The organism is Asticcacaulis sp. AC460 (assembly GCF_000495795.1).
Lineage (GTDB): Bacteria > Pseudomonadota > Alphaproteobacteria > Caulobacterales > Caulobacteraceae > Asticcacaulis.
Map to the genome: position 1 here is coordinate 78,591 of NZ_AWGD01000009.1, position 14,101 is coordinate 92,691.

Annotated in this window: 4 protein-coding genes; 1 reads left to right on the forward strand and 3 read right to left on the reverse strand. The window is 61.0% G+C overall.

Annotation, left to right across the window (positions count from 1 at the left end; all coding sequences use genetic code 11):
* Window positions 1-220 precede the first annotated feature (220 nt).
* Window positions 221-1,903: an electron transfer flavoprotein-ubiquinone oxidoreductase gene (locus ABAC460_RS30540; RefSeq protein WP_023452418.1), complete on the forward strand. Its 1,683-nt coding sequence runs from the start codon at window positions 221-223 to the stop codon at window positions 1,901-1,903.
* Between the two features lie 42 nt (window positions 1,904-1,945).
* On the opposite strand, the gene ABAC460_RS49565 is transcribed toward ABAC460_RS30540, so the two are convergent.
* The 3 genes from ABAC460_RS49565 to ABAC460_RS30555 all read right to left on the reverse strand — a co-directional run bounded on the left by ABAC460_RS49565 (window position 1,946) and on the right by ABAC460_RS30555 (window position 13,966).
* Entirely contained in the window at window positions 1,946-10,552 is an 8,607-nt protein-coding gene (locus ABAC460_RS49565; protein WP_023452419.1) for a beta strand repeat-containing protein, read from the reverse strand.
* A 333-nt stretch (window positions 10,553-10,885) separates the two neighbouring features.
* Complete coding sequence (locus ABAC460_RS30550; RefSeq protein ID WP_023452420.1) at window positions 10,886-11,536, reverse strand: response regulator transcription factor; 651 nt, start codon at window positions 11,534-11,536, stop codon at window positions 10,886-10,888.
* A 9-nt stretch (window positions 11,537-11,545) separates the two neighbouring features.
* Entirely contained in the window at window positions 11,546-13,966 is a 2,421-nt protein-coding gene (locus tag ABAC460_RS30555) for a HAMP domain-containing sensor histidine kinase (RefSeq protein WP_155914588.1), read from the reverse strand.
* Window positions 13,967-14,101 lie beyond the last annotated feature (135 nt).

Below are 14,101 nucleotides of genomic sequence, written 5' to 3' on the forward strand. Positions count from 1 at the left end.
TTGGTGATTTATTTTCGCTCAGAGTCCGATTAAGAGGCGCATTCGCGTAAGACTCTTCCAGCTCATGGTCGATGAGAAAGCCGAGATAGCTCTCTATCTCCTTTGCCAGATCGTCGGACGGAAACATGGGGGGCCTTCAAAAACGCAAAGCCTGTCATAGCGGGCCGCGCGGGCAAGTTCAAACAAAACGGGGACTACCCGTCGGGAGATAGAGCGAATTATGGTCGATATGCCGGTTGAACGCGAGGCGATGGAATATGATGTGGTCATCGTCGGCGGAGGTCCGGCCGGGCTGTCCGCGGCTATCCGGCTGAAACAGAAGGCGCAGAAGGCCGGCATCGAGGTCACCGTCGCCGTGCTGGAAAAGGGCTCGGAAATCGGCGCCCATATCCTGTCCGGAGCCGTGTTCGACACCTCGGGGCTGGCGAAACTGTTCCCGAACTGGAAGGAACTGGGCGCGCCGCTCGACACGAAGGTCAGCGAAGACAAGTTCATCTATCTCGGCCCCCAGGGCGCGCTCGACATCTCCTGGCTGCCCATGCCGGGCTATATGAGCAATCATGGCTGCTATGTCGGTTCTCTGGGCAATCTGACGCGGTGGCTGGCCGAACAGGCGGAAGCTCTGGGGGTCGAAGTCTATCCCGGCATGGCCTGTTCCGAAGTTCTCTATGGTGAAGAAGGCGCCGTGAAGGGCGTGGTCGCCGGTGTCGCCGGCATCGGCCGCGACGGTCACCACAAGCCCGACTACGTCCCCGGCATGGACCTGCTGGCCAAATATACCTTCTTCGCCGAAGGAGCGCGCGGTTCGCTGTCGCAGCAGGTCATCCGCAAGTTCGACCTCGACGCCACGGCTGATGTCCAGAAATACGGCCTCGGCATCAAGGAACTATGGAAGGTTTCGCCGTCGAAATTCAAACCCGGCCTGGTCCAGCACACCCTGGGCTGGCCGCTGAATGAGAAGACCGGCGGCGGTTCGTTCATGTACCATTTCGGCGACCACTATGTCTCGATCGGCTTCGTGGTCCACCTGAACTATCAGAACCCCTATCTGTCGCCCTATGATGAGTTCCAGCGCTTCAAGCACCATCCGATCATCGCCGAGGTGCTGGAAGGCGGCCAGCGCGTGGCTTATGGCGCCCGCGCCATCAACGAAGGCGGCTTCCAGTCTGTGCCGAAGCTGGTCTTCCCGGGCGGCGCCCTGATCGGCTGCTCGGCCGGCTTCGTCAACGTCCCGCGCATCAAGGGCTCGCACAATGCCATCAAGAGCGGCATCCTGGCCGCAGACGCCGCCATCAAGGCCCTGACGGCCGGTGAAGCCCCGCGCACACTGGACGGCTACCAGACCGCCTATGACCATTCCGATATCAAGCGCGAGCTGAAGCTGGTCCGCAACGTCAAGCCGATCCTGACCCGGCTGGGGACGACCTTGGGCACCATCGTCGGCGGGGTCGAGATGTTCGCCACCAGCCTGCTGGGCGGCTTCAGCCTGCTCACCGGCTCGGGCACGTTGAAACACGGCAAGTCCGACGCCCAGTCGATCAAACCGGCGGCCGAATTCAAGCCGATCAAGTACCCCAAGCCTGACGGCGTCCTGTCGTTCGACAAACTGTCCTCGGTTTTTATCTCCTCGACCAACCACGAGGAGGATCAACCGGTTCACCTGGTCCTGAAGGACCCGCATATCCCGATCGACATCAACCTGGCCAAGTACGCCGAGCCGGCGCAACGCTACTGCCCGGCCGGGGTCTACGAGATTGTCGGCCAGGATGTGGGCAAGCCGCGTTTGCAGATCAACGCGCAAAACTGCGTTCACTGCAAGACGTGCGACATAAAGGATCCGACGGGCAATATCGTCTGGACCACGCCCGAAGGCGGCGGCGGTCCGAACTATCCGAACATGTAGGCGATACTGCGGAACGCCGGCGCGTTCCGCAGCGGTTCATGATCACCAGACGATGTGGCTGAGCACGTCGGCCTGCACGGTGTTGAGCACCGTAATCGTATTGCCGTTGCCCAGGTTGATGACTGTATCTGCGCCGATCTGGCTGACCCAGCCGGCATTGACCGCGCCGTTCGCGAAAGCATGGATATTGATGCTGTCGTTCTGGGCGGCCGAGAAGTCGGTGATGGTATCCTTGGCCGAGTCGAGTTCGAAGAAAAACACGTCCGCCCCCAGGCCGCCGGTCAGCCGGTCGGGGCCAGCCTTGCCGTTGAGGATATTATTGCCGTCATTGCCGACCAGTGTGTTGGCATTGGTGTTGCCGGTGGCGTTGATATTGGCCGTACCGGTGAGGACCAGGGTTTCGACGTAGCGCTGGTTCAGGGTGTAGGTCACTGTAGAGTAGATCAGGTCCTTGCCCTCGCCCCCCAGTTCGACGACGTTGTCACCGGCGTTCTGGATGTAGTAGGTGTCGTCGCCCAGTCCGCCGGCCAGGATGTTGGCGCCGCTGTTGCCGGTGATGACGTTGTTCAGCGCATTGCCGGTGCCGTTGATCGTCGCCGTACCGGTCAGGGTCAGGTTCTCGACATTTCCGCCCAGGGTCATGGCGATGGCGCTTTCAACTGTGTCGGTGCCTTCGTCAGAGTTTTCGGTCACAACATCCGAGATCGAGTGGACGACATAGGTGTCGTTGCCGCCACCGCCGGCCAGGGTATCGATGCCTGGACCACCGTCCAGGCGGTTGTGGCCGCCGTTGCCGGTCAGCAGGTTGTTGAAGGCATTGCCGGTGGCATTGATGTCGCCCGAACCGATCAGTGTCAGGTTTTCGAGGTTGGCTCCAAGACTCCAGCTGATGCGGGCTTCGACAAGGTCAATGCCCTCGTTGGCGTTTTCCGTCGTCACATCGCCCGCCGCGTCAACGACGTAGGTGTCATTACCGGTGCCACCGATCATGGTGTCGGCGCCGCGGCCGCCGTCGAGGCGGTCGTGTCCGGCCAGGCCGGTCAGCAGATTGATGCCGTCATTGCCGATCAGGGTATTGGCCAGGCCATTGCCCAGCGCGTCGATATTGGCGCTTCCGGTCAGCGAGAGGGTTTCGACGTAGCGGCCGGTCAGGTTGTAGCTCACGCTCGACCAGATCAGGTCGGTGCCTTCGCCATCCAGTTCGGTGACGTTATCGCCGGTGTTCTGGACGTAGTAGGTGTCGTTACCCAGCCCCCCCAGCAATAGGTTGTTCCCGCTGTTGCCGGTGATGACGTTGTTCAGCGCGTTACCGGTGCCGCGCAGGGCGGCGGTGCCGGTCAGGACCAGGTTCTCCAAATGGTCGGCCAGCCCCCAGTTGACGGCCGATTCAACCGTATCGGTACCTTCGCCGGCCTGTTCGACGACGATGTCGCCCGCGACGTTGACCACATAGGTGTCGTCGCCCTGGCCGCCGGTCAGGGTGTCGAAGCCCAGGCCGCCATCCAGCCGGTTATGGCCGGTATTGCCGTTAAGGGCGTTGGCGAGCGTATTGCCCATGGCGTCTACATTGGCGGTACCCGTCAGGGTCAGGGTTTCGATATAGCGCGCGGTCAGGCTGTAGCTGACTGACGATAGGATCAGGTCGTTGCCGTCTCCGTCGGCCTCGATCACAACATCGCCAGTGTTATCGACGACATATGTGTCGTTGCCGACGGCACCCGTCAGGGTGTCGGCGCCGGCCCGGCCATCGATCAGGTTGGCTGCGGCCGAGCCGGTGATGCGGTTGTTCAGACTGTTTCCGATGCCCCATTCAGCACCGGCCCCCAGCATTTCGAGATTTTCGACATAATCGCCAAGCGCATGTGTGACGAATGAACGAACCAGATCGACGCCACCGTCGTCGCCATCGCTATCCAGGTCCTCCGAGACGACGTCGCCGTCCCTGACGATATAAGTGTCGTTGCCGGCGCCGCCGAACATGATGTCGCCGCCGCCCAGGCCATCGACCACATCGTCACCGGCGAGGGCATGAATTTCGTCGGCATCGGCCGTGCCCGTCACGGTTTCGGAGTCGGGGGTGCCCATGATGATGTCGGGGACCGACAGGATTTGAACCGTTCGTGTCACCTCGACCGTACCGCCTTGGCCATCACTCAGGGTGTAGATGATGGTCAGCACCCCATGGAAGTCTGGCTCCAGCGAAAGCGTGAAGGCGGACTCATCCTCTCCGACCACCGTTGCATGATCGGCCGAAAGCGCTGTGACCGTCAGGCTTTCACCTTCGGGATCTGCATAGCCATAGGACAGCGGCCCCTTCCATAACGTGAAGGCTGTGTCCTCTATTCCGTCGATAAGCGTCGCCGGGGTCGTTACCAGTTCGGGCCAATCATTGACACCTGTCAGGGTAAAGGTGCGGGTCAGGCCCGGGACATCGGCCGTACCATCGCTGACCGTATAGGTAAGCGTAACGTCGCCGTTGTAATTCTCGTCCGGTGTAAACGTCCATCCGCCGTCTATGGCGTTCAGGGTACCGTGGTCAACCGAGATGGCTGTGACGGTGAGGTCGTCGCCGTCGACATCGCTCAGCCCTTCCAGCAAGGTCGCGGCCAGGATGGTCTGGGACGTGTCTTCGGTCCCGTCGGCAACCGTGCCGGTGAGCGTGCCCGAAGGTGCATCATTGACCGGAGTCACGGTATAGCGAGCGGTGGCCTCGACCGAATGCTCGCCGTCACTGACCGTGTAGACCAGGGCGACGTCGCCATTGTAGTCGGCATCGTTCAGTTCGATGTCATATCCAGCCAACGGCGCCGACAAGACACCACCGGACCCGGTGGCTCTGCCGATGACGTTGCCGGAGCCGTCGGTCACCGCGATCACTGTGATGCTCAGGTCGCTATCGACGTCGCTGACCACGGACAACAGATCGTCGATGGCGACATAGGGCATGGCACCTTCGGCCACATCGGGCAGTGACAGTTCGCCGCTGAACGCCGGCGCGTCATTGACGGCCGCCAGCGTGAAGGTGCGGGTCAGTCCTGTGACATCGGCCGTTCCATCGCTGACCGTATAGGTAAGCGTAACGTCGCCGTTGTAATTCTCGTCCGGTGTAAACGTCCACCCGCCGTCGATGGCGGTAAGGGTACCGTGGTCAACCGAGATGGCTGTGACGGTGAGGTCGTCGCCGTCGACATCGCTCAGCCCATCCAGCAAGGTCGCTGCCAGGATGGTCTGGGACGTGTCTTCGGTCCCGTCGGCAACCGTGCCGGTGAGCGTGCCCGAAGGTGCATCATTGACCGGAGTCACGGTATAGCGTGCTGTGGCCTCGACCGAATGCTCGCCGTCGCTGACCGTGTAGACCAGGACGACATCGCCATTGTAATTGGCATCCGCCAGTTCGATGTCATATCCAGCCAAGGGCGCCGACAAGACACCACCGGACCCGGTGGCGGTGCCGATGACGTTGCCGGAGCCATCGGTCACCGAGATCACTGTGATGCTCAGGTCGCTATCGACGTCGCTGACCACGGACAACAGATCGTCGATGGCGACATAGGGCGTGGCACCTTCGGCAACATCGGGCAGTGACAGTTCACCGCTGAACGCCGGCGCGTCATTGACAGCCGCCAGCGTGAAGGTGCGGGTCAGACCTGTGACATCGGCCGTTCCATCGCTGACCGTATAGGTAAGCGTAACGTCGCCGTTGTAATTCTCGTCCGGTGTAATCGTCCACCCGCCGTCTATGGCGGTCAGCGTCCCGTGTTCAACCGAGATGGCTGTGACGGTGAGGTCGTCGCCGTCGACATCGCTCAGGCCTTCCAGCAAGGTCGCCGCCAGGATGGTCTGGGAGTTGTCTTCGATCCCGTCGGCAACCGTACCGGTGAGCGTACCCGAAGGCGCATCGTTGATGGGGGTAACTGTCAGGTTGACGGTGGCCGGTGCGCTGTCGACGGTTCCGTCGTTGACCACGAAGGCAAAGCTATCGCTGCCATGGTAGTCTTCGTCCGGCGTGTAGGTGAAGGTGCCATCCGAATTGAGGTTCAGCGTGCCGTGGGATGGACCGCCGCTCAAGGCATAGGAAAGCCCTGATCCTTCGATATCGCTACCAGACAGGTTCCCGTTCAACGCCCCATCTTCTGAGACGGAGAAAGTCGCGGTGGTGGCAGACGGAGCGTCGTTAACCGCGCCCAGGATGAAGGTACGCGTCTGGCCGCTTAGCGTACCGCCATTGCCGTCGCTGACCGTGAAGGTTACGGTCACCGGGCCATTGTAGTTGGCGTCCGGCGTGTAGATCCATCCACCGGTCGTGACGGCCAGGGCGCCGTGATTAATTGAAATCGCCGACACGGACAGGCTTTGACCTTCCACGTCGCTGAATCCTTCCAGCAGGGTTGCTGCCAGGATGGTCTGGGCCGTGTCTTCGGTCCCGTCAGCCACAGTGCCGTTAGGGGTACCGGACGGTGCGTCATTGACCGCTGCGAACGAAACACCCAGAGTGGCGGCAAGGCTTCCGCCATTGCCATCGCTGACTGTGTAGCTCAACGTCACCGTGCCGCTATAGTTGGCCTCCGGCGTCAGGGTGTAGGTACCGTCTCCGTTGAGAGTTACGGTACCGTGGTCGGCGGTAATGCCCGATATGGACAAGGTATCGCCGTCAACGTCGGAATAGCCTTGTTTAAGCTGAGCCAGGGTAATGATCTTGGCAATATCTTCGGTGCCGGTGACGGTCGCCTTGGCGCTGGTCAGGGTCGGATTGTCGTTGACAGCGTTAACCGTGACGGTCAGCGAGCCGCCGTTGGTGGCATTGGCCGAACCATCCCAGACTGTATAGCTGAGTGTGACCGTTCCGTTGTAATTGGCTGCCGGCGTAATGGTCCAGGTTCCAGCGCTGCCATTGTAGCTGACTGTGCCGCTGCTGGTGGTGACGATGTTGTTGCGGATGGAGAGATTGGCGCCGGTGTCCGGATCGGAATAGCCGGCCAGGAGCTGGGCGCGGGTAACGACGATCGTGCCGTCTTCGTTGATCGCAGTCAGCGTCGTCGTTGCGGACCCGCGTGGCGCATCGTTCACCGCGTTGACGTTCAGGGTGGTCGAGATAGTCTTGGTTCCACCCTGGCCGTCGCTGACGTCATAGCTGATGGTCAACAGGCCATTGGTGTCTGCGGGGCGGGTAATCGAATAGGTATTGGTGCCGGAATTGAACGAAACCGTAGCCGTGCCGCCGTCGCCGGCCGCAAAATTGCGGTTCATCAACGCGTTGCCGTTGCCTTCATTGAGCCACATGACTTGGACAGAGCCATCCGCCAGGGTAAAGGCGTAGAGATTGCTGCTGAACACATTGCTCACATCGGTCGGTATGCCAGACGGCGAGCCCAACAGGTTACCCGAGGCATCATAACGGAACAGACTGAATTGCTTGCCGTCGGTCACGCATGACGCAATGACGAAACCGCCATCTGGCAGGGCCGAGATTTCGCTCGCCACGTAGGCCAGCGACACCGATTGATTATTCAGCCAGTGCACATAGGTGTTGGCCAGCGTCGTCTCCGTGCCAACCTTTACGCCGCTGGCGTCGTAGACCTGGAACTTGCGGGCCCAGGCCGTGTTGTCGGACCAGCTCACGACATAGCCGCCGCCGGAGAGCGCCGTCATTCGGACGCCATGTTGTTGGTTTGCTGTCAGCGTATTGACCACCGTCGCGTCACCCAGAGATGTCCCCGCCGCGGTGAACCGTTGGGCGAGAACACCGTAACCGCTGCCGTCGGCGCCGTCCTGTGACCAACTCACGACAATGGTGCCGTTGGACAGTTGAACGACCTGTGAGTTAACCTGGGCATTGCCGGCGCCGGATGTCGCGGAGACTTCCGAACCGGATGGCGTTCCATCGGCATTGAAGGTGCGGAACTTGACGACGGGGTTGCCGCCGGCGATGGGGTATTGCGTCCAGGTCAGGGCGTAGCCGCCGTCACTGAGACCGGTGGCGGCAAGATACTGTTCGTGGAAAGCCGAGCTATTGGTCAACGCGACCTGGCTGTTCAAAACGGTGCCTGTCGCGCTGTATCGGGTGGCGTAGGCATCGAGCTGACTGGAACCCGCGGCCGTCAGTATGACGAAACTGCCGTCTGCCAGCGCAACCATCGTACCCCCGGCATTGATGGTCGCAACCAGGTTGTTAGCGGTGTCATAGATCTTGCTGACGGTGACAAAGGCCCCGCTGTAATAGCGGTAGGACTCGACATAGTTGCCGCCGGCGAGCTTGATGCCGCTATAGACATTCGCCGTCGCCGCCGTACCCGCCGTCGGCGTCCCGCCGACATATCCGGCAGAATAGGTCGCAGCGAAGTTCTGGACGCTCAATGTGTCGCCGTCGACATCGGTAAAGCCGTTAAGCAACTGCGCGTTTGTCACAGTGTAAGCCACGTCCTCTGTGGCCGAGGCCAGGACGGGCGTTACGCCCACCGGCGAATCGTTGACGGAGGCCAGGGTGAAGGTGCGGGTCAGGCCTGACAGTGTGTCGGTGCCGTCGGTGACGGAATAGGTCAGGGTCACCGCGCCGTGGTAATTGGCCGCCGACGTAAAGGTCCATCCCCCAGTCGTGGCGATCAGGGTGCCATGATCCACCGAGATGGCCGATACGGTCAGGGTCTGGCCATCGACGTCGGTCAGGCCTTCCAACAGGAGGGATTCGAGGATGAGCTGGGCCGTGTCCTCGCTGCCGTCAGCCACCACTCCGGTGGGCGTGCCCGCCGGCGCATCATTGGCGGCATTCAGGCTGAAGGTACGGGTGAATCCGGAGGTGACGTCGGTGCCGTCGGTGACAGAATAGCTTAAGGTAACAGATCCGTTGTAGTTGTTGGTGGGCGTGAAAATCCACCCGCCGTCAGTCGTTGAAAGGGGGCCGTGATCGGCGGAAATGGCCGAGACGCTGAGGGCCTGCCCCTCTACGTCGGAGAGGCCCTGAAGCAGTGTGGTGGCCAGGATGGTTTGGGTGGTGTCTTCGACGCCGTTGGCGACCGTGCCCGTCGGGGTACCGGCCGGAGCGTCGTTTACGGCGTTGACCGCATAGGTCAGTGTGGCGGCGGTAGACTCCAGCCCGTCGGTTACTGAATAGGTAAGCGTCATGGTGCCGTTAAAATTCGCGGTCGGCGTCATCGTCCAGGTGCCGTCGCCATTATTGACCACCGTACCGCTGCTGGCGCTCAGGCCGGAGACATCCAGGGTCTCGCCATCCTGGTCGGTGAAACCCGCGACAAGCTGAGCCCGGGTCACGGAATAAGGCGAGTCCTCATTCCCGGCCGCCAGGGTGGTGGCTGTGCCGGTCAGGACCGGCTCATAGTTGGCCTGGAGATGTTTGCGATAGATTCCCTGACCGTCCCCGTCCTGGCCGGCGCTGGCCCAGGCCACGACGTAATCACCATTAACGAGGGTCGCCACGATCGGATTAACCTGCGCGCCGGACGTGGTGGTGTTGATGATGCTTTCGCTGCCCTGGGCGACGCCGGTAGCATTATATCGCTGGGCGTAGACCTCGTAGGATCCGGTGGTGTTCAGCCCGTACCAGGCGACGACGAACCCGCCGTCGCTCAGTGTCGAAATCCACGGGAAACTTTGCAAGCCCGCGGTCGTTGTATTGACGCGCGTCTCCGAACCCTGCGCGACGCCCGACGCGTTGAAGCGCTGGATGTAAATGCCGAAATCATCACCATCCTGATCGGAGCTTTCCCATACGATGACATAACCGCCGCCGGAAAGACCAATGGCCGCCGAACGGTACTGGTCTCCACTGGTGTAGGTGTTGACGCGCGTTTCGGAGCCTTGCGCCACGCCGGAGGCATTGTAGCGCTGAGCATAGATGCCAAAACCCGAGCCGTCGGTCCCGCTGGATTCCCAGGTTACGACATAGCCACCGTTACTGAGGCTGGCGGCGCCGGGATTACGCTGGTTGTTCGCGGTCGTGGTATTGACCGCCGTTTCGGCGCCCTGGGCGACACCGGAATTGTTGTAGCGTTGCGAATAGATGCCAAAACCTGAGGCATCCGGCGATTGCCACGAAACGACATAGCCCCCGCCGCTAAGGGCAGCAACCGCCGGGAAGGATTGTTCGCCCGCCGTCGTCGTGTTGACACGCGTTTCGGTCCCCTGAGCGACGCCGGAGGCGTTGTACCGCTGCATGTAGACGCCATAGGCACCGCCGTCCTGGTTGTTGCTGTGCCAGATGACAACGTAACTGCCGTCCGACATTCCCACTGCGGCAGGCCAGCTCTGGACATCCGCCGCCGCCGTGCTGACGTGGACTTCGCTGCCCTGGACAACGCCGGAAGCATTGTAACGCTGAGCGTAAATGCCGTAACCGTCCCCGTCCTGGCCGGCGCTTGCCCAGACGACAACGTATCCGCCGCCGGTCAGTGCGGCGATGTACGGATAGTACTGGTCGTTGGTAGTATAGGTATTCACCCGGCTTTCGCTGCCCGCGACGTAGTCAAGCGTAGCGGCTGGGGGCGCGGAGAAGATCGAAGCCTTTACGGAGGACGACAAGAGTTGCTGCGCTGCCATGGAAGGCACCGTGACATCGTTCAGTACCGCGCGTGTCTGCGGCGTTGCGGCCAGACCATCGGTTTCGTCAGCGCCGAAACCGAACTGCGTTTTCTTCATCGTAGAACTCCGTCATGATTGACGGGAGCCGGAAAAGCACGTGAAGACACAGGCTGGCCCAAACGGCGCGCAGTGAATTGCGCTGCACGCGTATCGAGCGCCGAAACCTGGCTTCAACCTTCACCGCCCCCCGCGGAGGGTTAAAGACTTACGAATGCGCGGCAACTTATCCAATTACCGCAACGAGACAAGCCTTTACCCGTAGGGTTACATCTGAATTGCGTGGAACCACGCCTCAAGAGTCAGGGTAACCCACTGATAGTTGAAGGGAACTGACCGGACGGACAGGCAGCGCTGTACATTCGTACAGTCGACGCACCCAAGACGAGATATTCAAAAGTCGGAGTCGCCGATAAGGCGATCCCGGACCGCCATGGCAGCGGCTTCGGCTCTGTTGGCGACGCCCAGCTTCAGGAGAATTGCGCTCACATGATATCGCGCCGTCGGTAGTGAAATATCCATATACCCGGCAATATCGGCATTGGTGTAGCCCTTGGTCAGCAGGGCGAGAACGCGTCTTTGCTGGACGCCCAGTCCGAACGCCTCAACGGTCCCGGCCGCCACGGGTTCCGGTGGCGCGCTGTCGTTATCGACCTTGATGACGATTTCGCCGGCATGGACCCGGAATACAGCGTCTGTCAGGTCGGCCGCCGACAGTGTCTTGGCCAGAAAGCCCCGGCCGCCGGCCGTCATGACTCGCTCAACGGACGCCGGATCGTCGAAGGTGCTCAGGGCAAGGATGCGTGTTTCGGGATAATATTTGCTCAGGGATTCGATCGCCGCGACGCCGCCCATGCCGCGCATGCGAATGTCCATGATGATGATATCCGGCCGCACTTTCTGACACAGAAAGATTGCCTCTTCGCCGTTGGCGGCTTCGCCCACGATCTGAAGCCCGGGCTTGGTGCTAATGACCTGGACCAATCCCGCACGAACCACCATGTGGTCGTCGACGATCAGGATTCGAATGGTTTCATTTATCATGGTCGGGCATCATGTTCTTGCGTCATGTTCTGGCAACCAGATCAGGGTCAGGGTCGTGCCTAGGCCGGGGGCGGAGGTGATGTCAAGTTCGGCGCCGATCCTGTCCGCCCGTTCCCGCATGATCTGCAAACCCAGATGCATTGAACCGACCGCCGAAGGATCGAAACCGCGTCCGTCGTCGCTGACGTTCAGAAGGGCCTGGGTGCCGAGGCCATCGAAACCTATTCTTACACAGGTCGCGCCAGCATGTTTGGTGATGTTATTGAGGGCTTCCTGCGCAAAGCGATGAAAGGTCGCATGAACCTCGGCAGGAAGGGCGGCGTCGCCGGAGATATTCAGCTCAACCGTGATGCCGTGCACACTTTCGAAATCACGCGCCAACCACTCCAGAGCGGGGCCCAGTGCTCGCTCCGCCGGTCCGGCGGTGCGCAGATCCGTCAGCAGGTTGCGCATTTCCGCCAGGGCGTGCCGGCTCAGCCCGCCCAGGCGCGACAGGGCCCGTTCACCCGTAGCAGGATCCTGGCGCATCTGGTCGGGCAGACTGTCAGCCAGCATGGCGGCGGAAAAAAGAGTCTGGCTGACCGTATCGTGCAGATCACCCGATAGACGGAAGCGTTCTTCCAGTCGTGCGTTGCGGGCGGTCATATCGGCAATCTGCCGGGTCCTTTCCGCGACTCGCTGTTCCAGCGTATCGATCAGGGCCTGCTGGGCTCCTGCCATGTCGTTGAATGCAGTGGTCAGAAAACCGATTTCATCATGGAAGGTTACCGGTACCCGCGTCGCCAGATCTCCTTTGCGGAAGGCTTCGACGCCCGTCAACAAGCGAATCAGCGGCTGGACCAGATTGCCGCGAAGGAAGGCCGGCAACAGGAGCAGGGTGAGCAGGACGGCAACCAGCAGGAACCCGGCCACCGGCGCGTAGGCCCGGTCAACATAGCGAAGAAAGTCTAGGTAGTGATCGACCATAAGGCCTTCGCCAGGCGCTGTGTGGACTGGCAGATTGCGCAAGCCGACGACTTGGACCCGCCCGCCTCCGGGCGTGATACCGACCATCCACGCGCTCAGGTTGGTCAGTGCCAGGTCGTAGTGCAGGGCCTGCGGCACCTCGGCATAGGACAGGTCGATGGCGCCGTCATGATACAGCGTCATCTGGAAGCTGTAGCGGTTGACCGGATTCATGGTTTCGGTCAGCCGGTCCCAGGTGACGACGACCTTGCCGTCTTCGGCCCTTGCCGTCAGGCTGCACGCGTCGCAGGGGGCGTCGAACCGGTAACCGCCCAGTTCTACCGCAACGGGATAGATGCCTGGCTGGCGGCCGTATCGAAACTGCGCCTCGGCCCAGGTGGTGACCCTTTCGAATCCCGCCATGCCGTCTTCGCGCACATAGACGGCATGGTAAGACTTGCCAAAAAAGGGAAAAGCGAACGGCAGACCGATCCGTCCGTTTGCCATGTCAACGGGTACGCCTTCGGTCGCGTCGTAGTGATAGGGGATAGCGGAAGCCCTGTACCCGCCTTGCCCATCCGGCTCGAAGCGGTAGGTCTGATTTGAACGGATACGATCGTCGCTGCGATAAGCGGCGGTGTAGGTCGGGGCCATCATCCATGACACCGCGACGATAACAGCCAGAACAATGGTCATGGTTCCGCCGGCAATCTTCACCTGAAACGAACTCTGTTCGGGCATGTAGTTCAGAAACACCAACGCATAACCTGACAACATGGCGAGCATGATCCACGTGACGGCAATTTCGGTGAAGTCGATGCCGATCACCGAATGGGCACGCAGGAAGTACAGCAGGACCTGGACCAGCGGCAGGAGCGCAAACAGGACATAGGCGCGGGCGGCCCAGGCATCGCGGCTCCGGGCCTGCCAAAGCATCAGCCTGACGCGGTGCAGTCCCACCGCCTGCGAAGTTTCAACGGCGGAAGCGCGAAAGAGCTGGCGTATCATCACCAGCAGGCCCCAGCCTACGCCGGCAACGACAGGATAATCCATGTACCCAGGTCGAAACCAGACATCTCCCCGCAGCGTATCAACGAAGCGCCATACGGCAACGACAGCTTCAAGACCGAAAAAGGCCAGCGAGAGACACTGTACACAACGCGCTTCCCACGGCGCCATCGCAAAGCTTTGCGGAAAGCGGTAAGCAAACTGTATGAAGGCGCAGATGGAAATTGCCCAGAATGGACTGATCCACGGCAGGGCGTAGGCCATCAGTGAAGGCAAGAGCGCCGACCTCAGGAGGTTCAGGGCGATGATGGGAACCAGGGCTGCTACGGTCCCGAACAGCCACACCAGAGTTGTCCAGTCCCTGCCTTGGCGCTTGGCCAACAAAACGCGACGCAAAAAATATAGCGATATGGCCAGGCTCAAAGCCAACTGCGCCAAGTAGCTGACCGCCGTCGGATTCCACATCAGCCAAGGCACGCTTCACGGTTTCCCTATCGACCGCTTTTTGACGTCACGGTCTTCCCAGGTAAGTGGATAACGCCGTATCGCCCGATGTCAAAGGTGATTTTCTTTCGCTGCGTGCCTGGGCTGGCGCGCAACCTCGCTGCATGG